An 18,441-nucleotide genomic window follows, 5' to 3' on the forward strand; every position below is an offset into this window, starting at 1 on the left:
TTTATGAGAGTTAAAATGGCTTCTAATCAACTTCAACACGCTATTGGTGTATTTTCCAGCCATCAACATTTGGTAGAGGCATTCAACGAGTTGAGAAATAGTGGCTTTCCGATGAATAAGATTTCTGCGATCGCCAAAAAGCCTCAACTTGACGATGCCGATACAAGTGAAAGTAACATTGCTTCATCTGAAGGCGCAGTAATGGGTGCCATAGCAGGTGCTAGAGTTGGAGGTTTACTTACTTTGGTCGCAGGCTTGGGTGCTTTGTTGATTCCTGGGTTTGGTCCAATATTGGCTGTAGAGTCTGTTTTAGTAACTCTTTTAGGAAGTGGAGCGACAGCAGCAGCTGGTGGTCTAATTGGCGCATTACAAGGTTGGTTTTTACCTGAAGAAGCGGCTTTGCTTTATAACAACCGAGTATGTCAAGGAAATTATTTAGTAACAATAGAAGCAATAGAGGATGATATCCGTCGTGCTGAACCAGTTCTTAGTCGTTGGGGTATCCAAGATTGGCGTGTTGTTGATGTTCCCACAAGTTGAAACGGTTGGATTTCTGCTTTATGTTATTGAATAAAGCAGAGGTCAAGAGGTAGCTATTTATGCGCTCTCTACCTGTCACAATCCTGAAGGCTCTAATACCCCAACTTACTCGGCATTGCCCCTGAATAAGTTGGGGTCGAATCCCCATCACAAAGGAACATAAAGCCCTCAGTTCCCCCTGCCTCTTGCCTTCTTATGCAAGAGCTTAGACTAATAAGTATAAATGCCGCGAAAAAAACACAAATTTTGACATTCAGTGAAATTGAACTGCTGTTTAAAATTCATCTACGTTATTAGTGTCACTTTCTTGTCACATTTTAGTGAAACAATTAAAAGTAGTAGCTTAAAAGACAATTAGCAATGAGTAAACAATTATTCTTGAGCATAACCTTATGAGCAATTTCTACAATCCCAACCTTACCTAATTGGCACCAACAAAAAGCATCATCACTGATTTACAATATCTATCCATTCTCTCTATCTTTTAGTACGTATAAACTCGTCAACTAGTTTTTGATAATTTCGTCATAATTACTTCTTTTTATATAGTTTAACTATTTTATTGGTTTCGTATTTAATCTCCAATATAAATACCCGACAACTCAAGTTTATATAAATGTATTAACACTGAAGAATCATGAAATTCATCTTTAATTAAACCTATCTTATTAATACTAAGTATTGCTGGGAAATAATTATATATTGTTATTGCTTGGGACTTCTTATAATGAAGCATTTACATCTAGTGAATGCTTCATTATATTGCGTAATAAGCACGTTTTTCAAAGGTAAATTGAACGAAATAACATAATTATTCTTGCGTAAATAGTTACAACAAAAAGTCTTTTAAATCATACTTTATTAATGCCTGACTATACAACCTAAGACAGATATATTCTCAAAACAAATAATTAATATCTTTAAAAGTTAGTACTTAAGATAGATTTTTTAAAGGAACAAATAGTTTTATTATATTTAATAATTGCATAAAAAATAGAATAAAAAAATAACATTTATGCAAATTTATTTTAGATTCCTGAAATGTTTTTGTATTTGTTTTGCAATAGACAAAAGCATTTTTTATCTCAAATAAATACAATATTAGCAAGCAATTTGAAGTAAATGTAATCATTTTTTTAGTGAACTCAGCCAGGGCAGTGAATAACTTAAAATCAGATTCAAAAATCAGGTTCTATTGCTAACCATATGGATTCAATAAACCTATCTTTAAGTGAAAATTTGCCTTTGAACTTTTAGAACAAAATAACTACTAAGTTAACCATCACAGTTACATAGGAGAAGCCTTTTGAAATTAGCTGCGCGTCCGATAATAACGCTTAAACCGACACTTTCCCTCATCGATACGATTTCGATAATTGTTGGAGTAGTAGTTGGTGCTAGCATTTTTCAAACTCCCTCATTAGTAGCTGCAAACACTGGTAGTGTGGAAATTGCTTTGCTTACCTGGGGGGTTGGTGGAGTGATTTCTTTAATTGGTGCGTTGTGCTATGCCGAACTAGCAACGACTTATCCCCATCCCGGTGGTACCTATTACTATCTCAGACGAGCCTTTGGTAGCTCAATCGGGTTCCTGTTTGCATGGACTCGTATGAGCGTAATCCAAACTGGTTCGATCGCATTATTAGCCTTTGTGTTTGGGGATTATGCCTCGCAACTATGGAGATTGGGAGGTTATTCTGCCTCGATTTATGCTGCGATCGCAATTGTGCTGTTAACTGGATTAAATATGCTTGGTGTTCGTCAAGGCAAGCAGACGCAAAATTTGTTAGCAGTTGCTCAAGTTGTAGGCTTAATCATTATCTGTGCCATTGGTTTACTGGGAGTTTCGTATAACGGAGCGCCTACTTTACCCCCTGATGGAGCAACTAATCCCACTTCAAACAATCTAGGTTTAGTAATGGTATTTGTATTGCTCAGTTACGGAGGTTGGAACGAAGCAGCATATATTTCCGCAGAAGTTCGCGATGGTAAACGAAACATTGCGCGAGCGCTAATTTGGAGTATTGCCATCATCTCCGCGCTGTATATGCTCGTTAACTTGGCATTAATTAGGGGGCTAGGATTAACTCGAATGGCAGCATCTCAAGCAGTTGTTGCAGATTTAATGCGGTTAAATCTGGGAGAAACTGGTGCCATATTAACGAGTTGCTTGGTTGCGATCGCCACAGTTTGCTCTCTTAATGCCACAATTTTAACTGGCGCTCGCACAAATTACGCATTGGGACGTGATTTCTCAGTTGTGACACTTTATCTGTTACCCGAACTCAACTTGAGACTGCGATCTCAATTGTTAGAACAACTCAAACCCGGTACTCGCATTGTTTCCCACGCATTTGATATGGGCGAATGGAAACCTGATCGCGTGGTTAAAACTAAGAGAGGAAATCCGATTTACCTGTGGGTTGTCCCCGAAGAAATTCCCGGTAATGTACGAGCAAATATTTTAGAAAATTCCAGTCAATTTGCGCCTGGATATTTTCATTTAATTAATCGTCTGAGAATGAATAATGATTTGCAAGGTCTTGAAGATATCAAGTAATTAAGGAGAATTAAATCGAAAATTGGACTTTAGACAAAAAACTGAATCAGTTAATAGGGTCAAAACTATTAACCAAGAAAGATACTACAACCATTGGCAATCCAAGAAATAGGCAAATTAACCATTGATTCAAGTTTAGTGGTGCCGTATAAAATAAGCTATTCATCAAATTCCATTGACTAAAAATTATCTGCAAAATTACAGTACAAGCGATTCCAATTCCTATTGCTGAGGCATCGCTAACTGTCTGCTTGATGCCACGAAGTTTATTGATAACAGCACTTCCGAATTGACTAATACTTAAAAGATAAAAAATTCTTCCTCCTACTAAAGCCTGAATTGCCATTGTTCTGGCTAAATCGATATTTCCTGTGGTTTGTCGTATCCATTCAAAAACGCCAAAAATCAAAATCCAATTAAAGACTGAAATTGCCAGGATGCGTTTGATTAGACTTTGGGAAAGTAACGGTTCGCGAGGATTACGTGGTGGTTTTTGCATCACCCCAAGATACTTTGGCTCAAAGGCTAAAGGTATAGTCATGGTGATAGAGTTAACCATATTTAACCACAGAACTTGTAAAGATAAAATCGGCAATTCTCTGGCAAACAGTACACTAATCAAAATCGTCATCGATTCACCGCCATTGACAGGTAAGATAAAAGCGATCGCTTTGAGCAAGTTCTGATAAACAGTGCGCCCTTCCTCAACTGCTGCTTCTATGGACGCAAAATTATCATCGGTTAAAATCATGTCAGAGGCTTCTTTTGCTACCTCTGTACCTGCACCTCCCATCGCAATACCAATATCTGCCTGCTTGAGAGCGGGCGCATCGTTGACACCATCCCCCGTCATCGCGACGACTTCACCTTTTGATTGTAATGCTTCGACGATACGGAGTTTTTGCTCTGGAGCAACGCGAGCAAAAACCATTCCATCTTCTATAGCCATAGCGAGTTCTGATTTACCCATTTGAGCAAGTTCGCTTCCTGTAAAAGCCAGAACTTCGCCGTTTTTGTTGAAGCCCATAGTTTGAGCTATTGCTTGAGCAGTTACTGCATGGTCGCCTGTAATCATTTTGACTTGGATACCAGCTTCTTGACAGGCTTGTACCGCCTTGATTGCTTCTGCTCTAGGCGGATCGATCATCCCCTGCAATCCCAAGAAAATCAAATCATTTTCGATGTCTGTATGGTCAAGGGAATCCTGAGTAACTGGCATGGATTTTTTTGCAAACGCTAATACCCGTAAACCAAGATTCGCCATTGCATCAACTTTTTGATGCACCGTTTGTGCATCCACAGGGGTAAGGTTTCCCTCTGCATCTAACCAAAGTTGACAACGTTTAAGAATAGCTTCAACTGAGCCTTTAATGTAAATAATTTTGTGTTTTTGTTTATTTGGCAATGACGAAGTTTCATGTAAAGTTGCCATGTATTGGAACTCAGATTCAAAGGGTATAACATCCAATCTGGGCATTTTCTGTTCTAAGCTGCTGCGGGTATATCCAGCCTTATTGGCAACGGCTATCAACGCTCCTTCTGTTGGGTCGCCAACAATCTCCCACTGCTCGTCTTTTTTTTCTAGATGCGAGTCATTACATAAAAATCCGGCTTTTAAACATTCTTTAAGAGCAGCACAATTATCCCAGTTTAATGCTTTTTCATTGAGTAAAATTTCTCCTTGTGGAGCATAGCCTACACCAGTCACAGTGTAATTTTGACTTCCGGCATATATCGATTGTACAGTCATCTGGTTTTCAGTGAGTGTACCAGTTTTGTCAGAGCAAATAACTGTAGCACTACCAAGAGTTTCGACTGCTGGTAATTTGCGAACAATTGCATGACGACGTGCCATGCGGGAAACACCTATTGCTAATGTAACCGTAACAACTGCTGGCAACCCTTCAGGAATAGCACTGACTGCAAAGGCGATCGCAGCTTCAAACATCTCTGCCCAAGAGTAGCCGTATCCTAGTCCAACCGCAAACATCAATGCTGCTATCCCTAAAATGATATAGAGCAAAGTACGGCTGAATTTGTCAAACTTGCGAGTTAATGGAGTTTTGAGGCTGTTTCCCTGCTCCATTAGCTGGGAAATACGCCCAGCTTCTGTAGTATCTCCAATGGCAACAATAATGCCCTTGCCAATGCCAAAGGTGACAAAACTACCCGCATAAGCCATATTAGTGCGTTCTGCTAAAGGTGCATCTAGACTGAGTAGTTGCGTGTTTTTTTCAATTGCAATTGATTCACCCGTGAGTGCTGATTCATTCACTTGCAGATTCCGTACTTGCACCAGACGTAAATCGGCTGGTACTTTGTCTCCGGAAGCTAGTAGAACCATATCCCCCGGAACTAACTCTGTTGATGGAATCTGCATCTTTTGACCATCGCGAATGATGGTTGCATTTGTTTTTACCGAGGAAGCTAAGGCAGCGATCGCACTTTCAGCTTTAGACTCTTGCACAAAACTAATAATGGCGTTAATCAGGGTTACACCCCAAATCACCCCAGCATTCACCCATTGCCCTAAAAACGCCTTGATTGCACCTGCTATCAATAAGATGTACAGCAGGGGTTGGTTAAATTGTAAGATAAATCGTAGCAATGGACTCTTACCTGGCTTGCTCTTGAGTTCATTTTCACCAAAATGTTCCCGTTTTTTCGTCGCAACAGCAGAAATTAAACCAGTTTCTAAATTAGAATCTAAATGTCGAGTTATTTCTTGTACAGATAGATGATGCCATTGAGTTGACCGAATTATCTCTCTTTGTGTTGCTGTCATCTTATTCGCCCTTATATTTAAGATTTGCAGTGAAAATCTAAGACTATTAGCTATTGTTGTAATTTTTAGCTAATTATTAAAGTTGATCTGTATATCTACTATTAGAGACAAATGTGATTCAAAAGTGAGTCTATTAAAATTCAGAATTTAAATTGAATGTCGGACATAATTCGAGTCATGGTAGTTGCAGCTTCCCCAGTCATCAGAATGGGAGCAACGCGATTTTGTGAAAACCAGTGCGATACACCTTCGGTGTCGGCTTCGCCTATCGCCAAATTAACACCTAGGAACAAAACAAAAAAATAACATGACATATAGTATAAATACATAAGCGAGAGGAATAAGGAGTTGCAGCTTTGCTGCAACTCCTTATTCTTTGAGAACAAAAAAAGGTAAGATTCCCTATGATAAAGGGTTTTATGGCTCAAAACTCTCTACTCATGGGGTGCTTACCTTTTAGGTATAAAATATATGCAACTCTAGATTTAAGCAAATATGAAGGAGGAATTCAAAGACAATGTTACGAAAATTTTAGAATTGACTGATGCTGAAAATTGGGATGGAGTAGAAATAAAAAATAAAGAAGAGGAAATAAGAAATATTGCTCTAATTTATCGCATATCAATGTGTAGCAATTATGAACGTATAATCTTTCTCATAGTACGTTAGCTATCAATACAGCAAACAAGAAAACACAAGGATGGTGGCGTATAAAAACAAAAAATCACGGATATAAAAATCGTCAGATATTAACTATAGGAAATGTAGAATTAAGTCTCAAGTTGCCTTACGTTGTGGAACGTAATAATAAGAATAATCAAACAAGCAAGACTTTAAATCAAGGATTTTGTCCCTTTTTAAGGTGGCTAGGTATGGAAGAAGGAATTACTCCTCTGGTATGGTCAACTGTTGCTGGCGGATGGCGCAATAAGTTCATCATTTGACGCTGCACGTCAAACATTAATAGATTGGGGTATTCATCCACCGTTTAAAACGTATAGAACGCCTTACTTATTGTTTTGGTAAAATTGGATTGAGCCTACGTGAATCAAAAATATTTAATCTTAATATTGGTAATTTATTACCAGGTGATACATTAAAAGGTCAACGGGTAGTTATAGCTGCTGATGGTGAGTCCAGTCGGCGGTGTCGGTTTCCGTCCCGTCGAACTGGCGAACCCGAAGGGTGGAAGAACTAGAATTCGTATTGATAAAAAAGGTCGTAAAAATTCTAAGACAAACAGGCATGGTTCTACTGGAGAATGGATTGAACCGAAAGTTTTGACGATTTATAGTGTAGATGAAAAAGGTAAAAAAATTAAAAATGGTGAAATTCCAATTGTAAATGATGGAAAGAGATGAAGATTACAAAGAATTTCTCAAAATCCTCGAAATGTATCTTGTTAGTTTAGGAATAAATAAAGCGAAACAAGTTTTATTAATTGCTGACGGAGCAGAATGGATATGGAAACATATTCCTCCTCTTCTTGAAAAATTAAATTGCCCATTAGAAACTTATCATCTGTTAGATTTTTATTACGCAACTGAACATCTGCAAATATTTGCAGATAATATTTTTTCTAAAGAAACAGAACGGAAGCCTTTGTGTAAAGAAACTCGTTCTGCATTAAAAAAAGGTAAAATAAATTCTATTATTCAAGACATGAATAAACTAAGTTTGGAATTGACTGGCGAGCGTCGTAAAAATTTAGATAGAGTTAGGAATTATTTTATCAAAGGGAATAAAGAAGGATGTTTCAATTATCATAAAATTTCCAAAATTAAACTACCTATTGGTAGCGGTGAGGCAGTGCGTTGCGGGGGTTCCCCCCGTTGTAGCAGCTGCCGAACCCGAAGGGTGCTGTGGAAAGTTTAATTCGCCAAGCTGTTAACTTACGCCCTGATTGGAAATAGCAAATTTTGGTTAAAAAATAATGCTGAAAATTTTGTTACACGCTCGTTGTCAATGGATTGCTGACTGTTGGAATAATTTCTGTGATTCTATTTTAACTGCACTCGTTAAGCCGATACAGATTGCATAAATTATACCAAATATTCTTTTTTTCTCTTTATTATGTAATTATCAGCACCCTTCCGCTGGGGTATTTTTTGCTGACTTTATATCTATAACTTAGAGATGTGTGCCGCTTTGCGGCACACATCTCTTGTCTCACACAGTATTATTACTCTAATGATATGTGTCATTTATATTTTTATTACTGATGTTTGTTGTTAGCGATCGCGATAAAACTGGTTGATTTCACAAAATCGCGTTGCTCCCTGTCTCCTCAAGGGTAGGGTTTTCACTTACATAGAGGGAATAGTTATATCCTCGTATTACTACGGAATACCTTAGCCATACTTCCCTATTTTCTAGGGGTTTCTACTAAGAACGAGTCGCACCATGTAACCATGAGGATTCCGTTCTCCATTGTAAGGAATCTCAACTCCTGGATGAATAATTGGTATCCAAAATAAGCACCATTCCTGCGGTGTCATAGGTTCTAATATTCCGAACAATATCTCTTGGCTATCGGGTTTATTTTGCGTTCTTAGCAATATAAATTTTGCGAACCAACGAGGGATTTTTTTAGTGTTCGTTTGCGGTTCTTGACGACATTGCATATTACTTATTTATGAATGGTTGTTTTATTTAGTCATGCCAACTGAAATGCCATTAATTAATTGTTAATCAAAGGCAACGTTTTACAAGAATCTAATTTGCTCTCAATTTAAAAAGGAATCTCTGAAGATTGATAATTAGGATGCGATGCTTTCAAATCCGAGATAAAAGCAGTTAGAGCATGAATTCCCGTGTACAAAGTTCCACTTTTTGTTTGATATCCTTTACCACTCCAACCATTCCAGCCCAGATTTTCTCCAATAGAGCCAAATTCAGCTATTACCGAGTTAGATTTTGATTTCTGCTGCAAAACTTCATGATGTTTCCTGCTCATTACTTGAAGCTGAGTTAATTCCTGTTCTCTTTGGGAAAGTACGTTATTTAAGCGCTCGACTTCTGACATTAATGGCTCAATACTTTTCTCTAACTTCTTGTTAACCACCTTTGCAGCTTGCTTATTTAAGGTATTACCCCAGCTATCTTTGTTTGAATCTTCGAGGGCTTTTTCTAAGTCTTTTATTCGTTGTTGGAGTTGGTTATTTTGATCTACTAAACTACGTACAGACTGCAATTCGTTATATGAAGCTATTAATTGCTCGATTAGTTCATGTTTGGCTTGTTCCATCTGAGTCGCGTGTTTTTGCGCCGCAATTATTTCCTCTTTTGCTGCTTTTAGCGCTGCATCGCGAATTTCTACAAATTTTCTGACTGCTTCTTCGGCTCTCTCTTTGTCTCGTTGTGCTAAAGCTTCGGTGATTTTCTGTTCCACTTGGGCTGGTGTAAACATTTCTTTTGGAGAAGCTGGTTTTATATCACTACGAAGGGATTCTGGCTGAATTTGATGTGGTTTGAACAGATGTTTTACTTCCATACCCTGAGAAACTGTATGGTCAAGTAGAACCCAGAAATCATTGTTCCATTCGGAAATTATTATCCCGCTATAACCAGTCCAACCCCTATCATCACTTTTGATTACAATTCTCATTCCAGGAGTGAGGAGTGGGGGAGCGCAACAGTGGGGGAGTGGGGGAATATTGTTCGATTTCCCCTGTTCTACCTGTCGCTCTCTCTCCCGCTCCTCTTTCACTTGTGCAGCTGTTATCTTTGGCGATAAGCCGTTCGGACATGCGCTTCGCGATCTGCTTGCAGCAGCGCTTCGCTATCGCACTAGCTCTTTTACTAAATCATGGCTGACCTTAGTTAGTTGACGTAGCGCTGATACGCTCCATTTTTGGACGTTTTGACGGATGAGACGCTGCGTCCTTGAAGGCAATTTCTCAAACCAGGCATAAATTTCCATTGCGCTTTTAGCGAAATAACGCGAAGAACCAAAGTCATCGGATATCAGCCATTGTTCAAATACTTTCTTACCGTTTGGGCAATGAGCAATACAGTCATAATATAAATCCCACAAAGCTTTACCGCTTCCTAGTAAGCCATCGAAGGTTTGACGAACGAAACCCACAAAGTTTCCAAGGGTCGATTTTGCTTTATTTTGTAAATCGGGTTTAGCAAATTTTGCGTAATCAAAAGTGTACGCTAGTGCAAAAGGCGCAGTTGTGTTCATAATAGAGATAGATGTTCCGAATAAGAGATAAATGTCTTTTTTAGAGATGTTTCTTTCTATTTGGATAAACCAAGTCCTCCGTTTTGATTGCGAGTCGTGGCGGGGGACTTTGGTGTTTAAAACCAAGTTGCAAAATCTCCTCAAGCAATGCTTAAATGCAGTGCTGGGAATATTTTTATTTCTATACCTAAAATCATATCACACAATCACACACTCAGACAGTCAGATAATCACATGATTATTTGTATTATTTATTTGTATTATTAGTTATGGCTAGGAAAACCAGAACGGAGAGACTTACCCTTTCTATGGAAGAAAAATTAAAGCGGCGTTTTAATACCGTGTGTACCTGGAAAGGCATAAACATGAGTGATATTGCCCATGAGTTAATTGAAAAGTGGGTTGAGGAGAATGCACCACCAGGTCTTCTTAGCCAAGAAGAAGATTCAGATGGGAATAAAAAAAGTTAAGTCGTCTTGTTTATAGTTAAAGTAGATGATCGAGTTAAAAATGCTTGCGGAGCAAAAAATATCTGTATGCTAAATCCTTTCTCACTTCCAACACTACCGAACGGAAAAAGTTTCCGTTCGGTTACTATGTAAATATTAATACAAGTATTGTTCCTATTAAAACAATTGTTTGTAAGTAAAAATGGATACAAATAAACAACTGCTATATTAAAATACACTTCACTATATAGCGTAATTAAAGTTGGGAGCAATAGTGAGTGGAAAGCAGTACAGTAGGAAACCGTTGGGCATTTTTAGTTGGAGTAAATCGTTATAGTGACCCTAACTTTAGTAGGTTAAAGTTCTGTGTCAATGATGTCAAAGCTTTAGAACAAATTCTTAATTACTTGGGTTATCAAGTAGTTTGTCTCCACGATGAATTGAACTCGGATGACCATCGGTTTCCCACTCGCGATAACATCGAAGCTGAATTAAAAGGACTTTGCAGTCAAATAGCACCTGATGATTTACTTTGGGTGCATTTCGCTTGTCACGGTACCCAGGTAAATAAGGGGAGTGCGACCTGAAAGGTCAATTAAACTGAGACTCCGAGTCTTTCTGGGCTTTCTACCCCAGACCTCCGTAGAGTATTCCGTATTCTAACGGTACGTCACTCCCCTCGTAGGTAACGAAACAGTCGGAGTGCAGACGCTAAAAGTAGCCATAGCTGCCAGGGTCAGGCAGTGAGGAGCAAGGGGGAAAGATGTAGAAGGGTGAACACAGTCTAAGGTATTGATTAAATCACGTCACTTTAGAACGAGCTAAATGACTCCTGAAAAGCTCGAACCAAAACGGTAAATAGGTGGTTGTTATGTTTTCCTTTCATAACAACGTAGAAACGTAACTCCAGCCCTCTCAATATTGACAAATAGTACGTGATGTGGGTTTTTTAAGAAGGTAGAACGCTCAACAGCATTTAAACGCTTATGCTATCTCCGTTATTTGATGCTTTTGTAGAGGCAAGCCCAGTCAGTGTAATGATGCGAGTTTTAATGGAACGCATTTTTAACTCCGAGCGAATGAATCATTTGTTCAAGACTTACAGCGATCGCCAATACGAACAAGAGTTATTGTTTTCGACGACTGTGGATTTGATGAGTGTGGTGGTGTGCGGGATGTACCCATCAGTTCATGCAGCCTATCAAAAAAAAGCAGTGGAGATAAGCGTGAGCGCCACGGCATTGTACAACAAACTACAACGGGTTGAACTGCCCGTAAGTCGGGCATTATTACGTGAAACAGCATCCGACCTCCAGGAATTGCTCGCTCATTTGAATGTGGAAAGCCCTAGTTGTTTAGGAAAACAATATCCCATAAGAATCGTAGATGGCAGTTGTTTAGCTCTTAGCGAGCGTCGATTAAAAGCTTTACGTGGGAATGGAGCCAGACCATTACCCGGAAAAACAATTGCCATCCTAGACCCACAGACAAAACTGGTAGTTGATGTTATTCCCTGTGAAGATGGTCATGCCCAAGAACGCTCTTTATTTGGTCAAGTTTTAGCACAAGTGCTACCACAGCAGGTATGGATTGCAGACCGTAACTTCTGTACCTCTGGATTTCTACATAGCATTATTCAACAATCAGCATTTTTTGTGATTCGTCAACACGGAAACTTAGGATATACCCCCACAGGGGAATTACAGGAAATCGGATTATGTGAAACAGGAATCGTGTTTGAACAACTTGTTGAAATTGCTTATGAGGGAGGAAGTTTTCAGTGTCGCCGTATTGTAGTCAAGTTGACTCGTCCCACCCGCGATCAAGAGTGTGAAATGACGATTTTAACCAACTTACCACCAACAGATGCTTCTTCTATTTTGGTGGCAGAACTTTATCGAGGGCGATGGAGTGTAGAAACTTTATTCCAAACCGTGACCCAAAACTTTCATGGGGAAATTGAAACCTTAGCTTATCCCAAAGCTGCCTTATTTTCATACTGCATGGCTCTATCAGCATACAACCTTTTAGCAACACTTAAAGCAGTCCTCGGAAGCGTACATGGAGTGAACAAAATCCAAGCAGGGCTATCAGATTTTTATCTAGTGGATGATATTCATGGCATTTATCGGGGAATGATGATTGCGATTCCTCCGCTTCATTGGCAATGCTTTGAGAATTGTACGCTCAGTCACTTGGTGGACACTCTTGAGTATCTAGCAACCAAAATACATCTCAAATCATTTCGCAAGCATCCTAGAAATCCCAAAAAGAAGCAACCACCACCGATGGTTGATAGAAAACACCCTCACTGTTCTACGAAACGAAAGTTAAAGCAATACAAAGCAAATCAAGATTTTATCCCGTGACTCATAACCACAATATGTGTTTTTTGTCAATATTGAGAGGGCTGCTTTGTTGAAAGAGAAAATTGATAAAGCGCGGAATTTAAGAACGCAAATTCAAGCGAATGATAACCGCAGAGATGCTGATTACGATCAAAAACGTTTGCGTCTGCTTGATGTTGAACAAGAATTACGGGAAGCTCGGTTAACTGGTGATGTGAAAATTGCGGCGTTTTTTGCGGGGAGTAATAAGAAGGAACGAGAGGAGAAAGAAAAGGAGTTTGCAGAATTAGTTAGAAAATGGCGATATGAAACATCGGATGTAGAGACGTTAAATTTAACTTCTGTAAAACGGATTTCTCAAAAACTACGTCGCAGCAATCAATGTATTATTCCCTTTAACTGGGATATTGAATATCCAGAGGTATTTGATGTTGGGAAATCTGGGTTTGATGCTATTGTCGGAAATCCGCCGTTTGCAGGGAAGAATACCACAATTAATGCTAATGCACCCGGTTATCTGGATTGGTTAAAAGAAGTTTTCCCAGAATCCCACGGTAATTCGGATTTAGTAGCGTTTTTCTTTCGTCGTGCTTTTGATTTATTGCGTCAAGGTGGAGCATTTGGGTTAATTGCTACTAATACCATTGCTCAAGGTGATACTCGTAGCACTGGTTTGAGGTGGATTTGTCAGCATGGGGGAACGATTTATCATGCTCAAAAGCGGATGAAATGGGTTGGACAAGCTGCGGTTGTTGTCAGCGTTGTGAATGTATTGAAGGGAATTTATCAAAAAACAAAGCTATTAGATGGAAGGGAAGTTGATTTAATTTCCGCTTTTCTATTTCATGCTGGGGGAAATGAAAATCCAAAGGTGCTTTTAGCGAATGCGAATAAAAGTTTTCAAGGAAGCATTGTTTTGGGAATAGACATCTCCGAAAATAACCAAAGTCTTACTATCACTACTTTCTAAATTGCGATACACCCGAAGGGTGTCGGCTTCGCCTATCGCCAAACTGCAAAGGTCGCTAATGTATACGTAAAATTAGGCATTTGAGACACTTACTATTAATAACTAGCAGAAAGCTAGCATATGTGTTGAAAAATTTATTATTAACATGTTGAGTTTTTTATACTCATAAAATAAATGTACCTATTCGCAATCTAACAAGTCCACAAATAGTCATAATTATCTCTTCGTATTTATTTGAGTTCAATCTAAATCTCTCTTGAGCTACTCGGAATATTTTGACCAAACGAATTAAGTGTTCAACAAAGATTCGTTCAGATGCTAACTCTTTATTTCTTGATTTTTGTTCTGAAGTTAATTCTTGTTTTTTAGGTTTTTTATGAGGAGTTTTTGTTAACTCTTCTCCTTCATATGCTTTATCCCCATTAAATTTTTGATTTGGGTCAAATCCTTCTCGGGATTCACGAAACAATTTTACGTCACTTTTTGGTCCTGGTTTACCTGCTACGACATCAACAATATCTTTACCGTTTGGTAAAACTATTAATTGATTTTTTCGAGTATGGTTTTTCTTTTTACCTGAATAATACTTTTTCTGCTCTTTGTAAACTCAGCGGTCTTTCTACAGGCTGCTCACAGCTATCGACTATTAACTCATACTCTGTTAAAAGCTCTTGAACAATTTCGTAATCATTGGAGTTTTTTTACCTGTTCAAGTAAACTTGGTGGTAGTAGTTTGCCTAAAATTGGAAACCAGTAATTAAATGTATCATTTGCTGTTGTTTCACTTACTCCGAACTGAATACCCAACAATTGAAATGTTGTCAATTGTCGCAAATATATTAGAGTTAGTAATATTTGTTCTTCCGTCATATAACTTTGTTTTACGACCACCTCCTTTTTTTATAATTCTTGTCTTTTTCAATTCTGCTTCTGATTCGGATTGTGTCCGTAGGGCAATTGCTTGCCTTATTAGCTGTTTTAATTTCTCGAAATTTAGACCAACTAACCGCTGTGCTTCTTCGGGATGTTTATCGATATACCCTGACATTGAATTCATTCTCTTGACCCTGATAAAAGCTGATTGAATATTATTTTACCAGATTTTATTTATATTCCGGAGATGTCTAATGCCCTTGAACAACAGAATTATTCTCCGGGAAAACTCGAATAAAGTTCATCTTTGCACAATTAATCCCACAACAACACGGATGGTAATACTTGTGGGTATGCTAACCGTAATAACTGGTAGCCAATCCCTGCCGTACCTTGGAAAAAACCAGGATTGAATAAGGAGTTTGGCAAGTTACCAAATAGTTGATATGTACCTATTTTATCTGCTTTTGCTACTACCCAAGCAGCCTTTTTCTGAGCATTTTCTAGTAATTGAGAACTATATAGTTTTTGTCCTGCTACCAATAAGACTTCTATACGACCAAAATTGCCGCAGCACAGATGGTCTACATCTTGCAAACCATACCTCTGAGTCGTCCGCAATCCAATTTCCACATCTTGATGTATTTCATCTGTTGGGTATATTGACAAAATACCTAACCGTGATATTACAATACCAGGAGCGCCATGACACCAAGTAACCATAAACCCAGATTGACGGCGTAAATCGGGCCAATTAAGTGCCGACTTTGAGAAAAGGCTGTCTTCGTAAGCAATTCCCTCTTCAGCTGCTTTTAGATAAGCTTGATTTTGAGTGAGTTCATACAGCCGCAACAAAGCATAAGCAATCCCTGCTGCTCCATGAGAGAAACCTGTTAATGGTTTTTGAGCTATGGTTATCCATGCTCTGGGCTGTTCTGGTTCGCTAACACGATGGGAAAGCAAATGCTTACCGCACAGAATTGCTTTATCCAAAACTTCTGATTCACCCGTTTTCTGATAAAGTGTCAATAAACCTAAGATTGCTCCTGCTGCTCCCCCCATCAGGTCTAACTGTTGGTCGGCAGCAATTAACTCTGGCGTAATTAATTTAGCAGCTAGCTGGGCATCCTCTAGCAGTGCTGTATTTGATAAGAATTGGCTAATTTTAACCAATGAATAAATAATGGAAGCAATTCCTGTCCCAGCACCAATCCCAATTCGCCGCGCAAATTTTTGCTTTAATAATTCATTTGGTGTGTGTAATAATGTCCGCAAAGACTGTAGTGCATCCAAAGCCAAGTTGCTCCAATGGTTTTTACCTGTAATATGGTCAGCTGCTGCTAGAAATAAAGCTACACCACAAGTACCATCGTAGAGACTATAACCCAAAGGCTCGAATTGGAAGCGTTCGGCATTCTGAGCATAGCTAAAGCCAATCCAATTGACATTACCAGAGTTAGCACGTAGACTTCTTGCTTGGATTTCCCGAGCAATAGCGTCAACTTTTTGGAGCAGTTGAGAAGAATTCATTGGGGGAGTTTGTGAAAAATCGGCAGTCAAGAAAGATGTTGAGTTGGAGCCTGATGATTCTTCAGATACATTTGTTTGTGCAACTCTAGTATAGAAAGAACCTCGAATAATTCCTAGTTGCATAGCTAAATCTGCTTCGTTTAGGTTTTGCAGCCGAGTCAGAAATTGATTGTAGCTGGGTTGCTTAAAATATTTTTGAATTGGCTCTTTTAACCCAACCGTTACGGCATCAGTACTACAAGATGTGCCAAAATAGGGGATATCTAGTTGTTCCATTGCCTGGAGTTCCGAACGCAAAATCGGCCAAGCCTTTGGTTTATCCTTAGATGTAAGAAAAGTTTGACTCAAAATATCTAATTCAATACTACGCTCAACTCCATTACCTAGGAATTGTGGTGCTAACGTTTTCTCTAAGAGGACTTGATAAATTTTGGTAGCGCGAAAAATAAACCGTACCTGCTGTGCTTTTAGTGCATTCAAAAATTCATCCTCTTTCAGCAATGCTTGTCGGTATGTACTCAAAAATTGATACATTTGCCTAAAGCCTGCGACTATTTCTTCTAGGTAGTCGTTGGGTGAGAGTGCAGCCCCACGTAACATCGGCACATTTGCCTGTAATTGTAACTTAACTTTCTCATATGCTAAGTGCATTTCGTCCGTGTTTACTGCTTTCCAGCGCGGCGATCGCCAAGGTGCTTGCTGTGGTTTAACACAGCCTAAAGCACTGATGTCATAAGCAATTCGTCCATCGGGGCTAAAATCCCAACGGGGTAAAAGTCCAGTCCGTAGCACTGAATCTTGAAACTGTGCTTCGATGTCAGTCATTTCTTCTATAGTCTGCACCGAACCTTCTATGAGCTGAGCTTGAGGATGCAATAGAGTTTCAGTATCAATTAGAATCGGGTGTTCTCCACAAGCGATTAAATTCTCGTAGTGACAATCATTTGCTCCGAGAACATACAATAGGCTCAACAGCATACCAGCACGCTGGTAAAACCGCTTTGCTGCTTCTTCATCCTCGCAGGGTTGTTGTTCCACATAATCGAGAACCCAACCATAAGTATGGCAATCTAGCAGTTTGATAACTTTAAAAGGTAAAAGTGTACTGTGTTGATTACACCAATCCAATAATTGGTTATAAACAACATCTAAACCTAAATTTTTGGGTTTGTAGACTAGTTTGTGTGAAGATGTAAAAGTGAGAATTAAGACAGAACGACCGCGATTATGATAGTCAGAAAGGGAGCCAGAAATAAATGTTACCTTTCCTAAAGAATTTTCTGTAAAATTTAGAATCCGCTCAATTTTTGTTTTGTCTGCTTGCAAGCGTTGTAGAAACTCTAGCGTCGCTTCTACCCAGAAATCAATTGTGGTTGCGATCAGTCTGGCCAAAACGGGATACTGTTGAAAAAATGCCAGTAACCCATCTTGTAGAAGTTTTTTAACAAAATTAATATAATATTCTTTACTAGGATTATTTGATTGTATCTGTGCCGATAAATTTAATTTTTCGAGGATTAAGTTAAGTTGATTATAATCATGGGGACGAAAATTACTAAATTCAAATTGTAGGGTTTTAGCACTGAGATTTACCAGCCTTTGTAGCAAACCGCGTTCTAGTTGTAGGTAAGCTTTTTCTGAAAGTAGTTTTACAGGTAAACAATCTGGTGATGATGACTCCAAACAAGTTTGTAATTTCTGTCTTCCGACCAAAACAGCGCTTAGCAATAAATCTGAAAATGGTAATGGCTTTTCTGGATCAATTGGGAATTTACTACTGTTTGAATCTACTTCATCTAAATTAAATTTACTCGCAATTTGAATAATAAGAGTTAAAGTTTCTGCCCAGGTTGGTAATGGTTTGGATTCAGTTAGAGCAATAGTTGATAGTACTGAACCAACTGTATTAATATCTAAAGAATCCCATTGCAACCGCTTGTGAAATTTCTCCCAATCACCTTGGGCAACAACTTCACACCAATGCTCTAATAGCTCTTCATTTGTTTGCTCTTGGCGAATTAAATCCGACTCTTTATTGAGACGCTCTGATAATGAGGTTGCTCTCTCAACAATCTTTACTATATTATTATTTTTCATATTTACAGCGATTAGAAATAGAAAGGTGGTGCGTCATTTCAGTTATCAGTTACCCCATCGATAAATCTAGGAGTAGCTCCCATGCTCCTAATAAAATAAG

The 18,441-nt window shown here is 38.7% G+C and carries 15 protein-coding genes and 1 pseudogene; 7 read left to right on the forward strand and 9 right to left on the reverse strand.

Annotation, left to right across the window (positions count from 1 at the left end):
* The first annotated feature begins 15 nt into the window (after positions 1-15).
* A complete protein-coding gene (locus VB797_RS16300; RefSeq protein ID WP_323238758.1) occupies positions 16-540 on the forward strand; it encodes a hypothetical protein in 525 nt (174 codons plus the stop codon).
* 1,306 nt (positions 541-1,846) lie between these two features.
* On the forward strand, positions 1,847-3,100 hold the full coding sequence (locus tag VB797_RS16305) for an APC family permease (protein WP_323238759.1): 1,254 nt from the start codon (positions 1,847-1,849) through the stop codon (positions 3,098-3,100).
* A gap of 46 nt (positions 3,101-3,146) precedes the next feature.
* On the opposite strand, the gene VB797_RS16310 is transcribed toward VB797_RS16305, so the two are convergent.
* Together VB797_RS16310 and VB797_RS16315 are read right to left on the reverse strand one after the other, a co-directional pair.
* Complete coding sequence (locus VB797_RS16310; RefSeq protein ID WP_323238760.1) at positions 3,147-5,885, reverse strand: cation-transporting P-type ATPase; 2,739 nt, start codon at positions 5,883-5,885, stop codon at positions 3,147-3,149.
* 140 nt (positions 5,886-6,025) lie between these two features.
* Positions 6,026-6,160: a hypothetical protein gene (locus VB797_RS16315; protein ID WP_323238761.1), complete on the reverse strand. Its 135-nt coding sequence runs from the start codon at positions 6,158-6,160 to the stop codon at positions 6,026-6,028.
* Positions 6,161-6,325: 165 nt separating this feature from the next.
* Here VB797_RS16315 and VB797_RS16320 point away from each other — a divergent pair.
* A pseudogene (locus tag VB797_RS16320) lies at positions 6,326-7,926 on the forward strand (ISLre2 family transposase).
* A 331-nt stretch (positions 7,927-8,257) separates the two neighbouring features.
* Here VB797_RS16320 and VB797_RS16325 read toward each other — a convergent pair.
* The 3 genes from VB797_RS16325 to VB797_RS16335 form a co-directional block, all read right to left on the reverse strand.
* Positions 8,258-8,509, reverse strand: a complete 252-nt coding sequence (locus tag VB797_RS16325; protein WP_323238762.1) for a hypothetical protein — start codon at positions 8,507-8,509, stop codon at positions 8,258-8,260.
* Between the two features lie 107 nt (positions 8,510-8,616).
* Positions 8,617-9,492: a hypothetical protein gene (locus VB797_RS16330; protein WP_323238763.1), complete on the reverse strand. Its 876-nt coding sequence runs from the start codon at positions 9,490-9,492 to the stop codon at positions 8,617-8,619.
* Positions 9,493-9,666: 174 nt separating this feature from the next.
* The gene (locus VB797_RS16335) at positions 9,667-10,074 is read right to left on the reverse strand and encodes a hypothetical protein (RefSeq protein WP_323238764.1); all 408 of its coding nucleotides are present in this window, start codon (positions 10,072-10,074) and stop codon (positions 9,667-9,669) included.
* Between the two features lie 269 nt (positions 10,075-10,343).
* Here VB797_RS16335 and VB797_RS16340 point away from each other — a divergent pair, with 269 nt between their 5' ends.
* The 4 genes from VB797_RS16340 (at position 10,344) to VB797_RS16355 (ending at position 13,841) form a co-directional block, all read left to right on the forward strand.
* Complete coding sequence (locus VB797_RS16340) at positions 10,344-10,544, forward strand: plasmid partition protein ParG (RefSeq protein WP_323238765.1); 201 nt, start codon at positions 10,344-10,346, stop codon at positions 10,542-10,544.
* 257 nt (positions 10,545-10,801) lie between these two features.
* Positions 10,802-11,110, forward strand: coding sequence for a caspase family protein (locus VB797_RS16345; protein ID WP_323238766.1), 309 nt, complete (start codon positions 10,802-10,804; stop codon positions 11,108-11,110).
* Positions 11,111-11,509: 399 nt separating this feature from the next.
* The gene (locus tag VB797_RS16350) at positions 11,510-12,892 is read left to right on the forward strand and encodes an IS4 family transposase (protein ID WP_323238767.1); all 1,383 of its coding nucleotides are present in this window, start codon (positions 11,510-11,512) and stop codon (positions 12,890-12,892) included.
* Between the two features lie 49 nt (positions 12,893-12,941).
* Positions 12,942-13,841 (forward strand): Eco57I restriction-modification methylase domain-containing protein, encoded by a 900-nt coding sequence (locus tag VB797_RS16355; RefSeq protein WP_323238768.1) that lies wholly within the window; start codon positions 12,942-12,944, stop codon positions 13,839-13,841.
* A 163-nt stretch (positions 13,842-14,004) separates the two neighbouring features.
* On the opposite strand, the gene VB797_RS16360 is transcribed toward VB797_RS16355, so the two are convergent.
* The 4 genes from VB797_RS16360 to VB797_RS16375 all read right to left on the reverse strand — a co-directional run bounded on the left by VB797_RS16360 (position 14,005) and on the right by VB797_RS16375 (position 18,341).
* A complete protein-coding gene (locus VB797_RS16360; protein ID WP_323238787.1) occupies positions 14,005-14,382 on the reverse strand; it encodes a transposase family protein in 378 nt (125 codons plus the stop codon).
* 146 nt (positions 14,383-14,528) lie between these two features.
* Positions 14,529-14,711, reverse strand: a complete 183-nt coding sequence (locus tag VB797_RS16365) for a transposase family protein (protein ID WP_323238769.1) — start codon at positions 14,709-14,711, stop codon at positions 14,529-14,531.
* Positions 14,623-14,889 carry a DDE transposase family protein gene (locus VB797_RS16370; protein ID WP_323238792.1) on the reverse strand — a complete coding sequence of 89 codons (267 nt, stop codon included), beginning with the start codon at positions 14,887-14,889 and terminating at the stop codon, positions 14,623-14,625. The genes VB797_RS16365 and VB797_RS16370 overlap by 89 nt, the downstream gene beginning before the upstream one ends.
* Before the next feature lie 140 nt (positions 14,890-15,029).
* A complete protein-coding gene (locus VB797_RS16375) occupies positions 15,030-18,341 on the reverse strand; it encodes a type 2 lanthipeptide synthetase LanM family protein (RefSeq protein WP_323238770.1) in 3,312 nt (1,103 codons plus the stop codon).
* Positions 18,342-18,441 lie beyond the last annotated feature (100 nt).

The organism is Rivularia sp. UHCC 0363 (assembly GCF_034931125.1).
Taxonomy (GTDB): Bacteria; Cyanobacteriota; Cyanobacteriia; order Cyanobacteriales; family Nostocaceae; genus Rivularia.

Bases quoted from the DNA above. Each gene is read 5' to 3' on its own strand.
- VB797_RS16300 (WP_323238758.1), top strand. From the start codon at position 16: ATGGCTTCTAATCAACTTCAACACGCTATTGGTGTATTTTCCAGCCAT.
- VB797_RS16325 (WP_323238762.1), bottom strand. From the start codon at position 8,509: ATGCAATGTCGTCAAGAACCGCAAACGAACACTAAAAAAATCCCTCGT.
- VB797_RS16365 (WP_323238769.1), bottom strand. From the start codon at position 14,711: ATGACGGAAGAACAAATATTACTAACTCTAATATATTTGCGACAATTG.
- VB797_RS16350 (WP_323238767.1), top strand. From the start codon at position 11,510: ATGCTATCTCCGTTATTTGATGCTTTTGTAGAGGCAAGCCCAGTCAGT.
- VB797_RS16330 (WP_323238763.1), bottom strand. From the start codon at position 9,492: ATGAGAATTGTAATCAAAAGTGATGATAGGGGTTGGACTGGTTATAGC.
- VB797_RS16370 (WP_323238792.1), bottom strand. From the start codon at position 14,889: ATGTCAGGGTATATCGATAAACATCCCGAAGAAGCACAGCGGTTAGTT.
- VB797_RS16310 (WP_323238760.1), bottom strand. From the start codon at position 5,885: ATGACAGCAACACAAAGAGAGATAATTCGGTCAACTCAATGGCATCAT.
- VB797_RS16340 (WP_323238765.1), top strand. From the start codon at position 10,344: ATGGCTAGGAAAACCAGAACGGAGAGACTTACCCTTTCTATGGAAGAA.
- VB797_RS16335 (WP_323238764.1), bottom strand. From the start codon at position 10,074: ATGAACACAACTGCGCCTTTTGCACTAGCGTACACTTTTGATTACGCA.
- VB797_RS16375 (WP_323238770.1), bottom strand. From the start codon at position 18,341: ATGAAAAATAATAATATAGTAAAGATTGTTGAGAGAGCAACCTCATTA.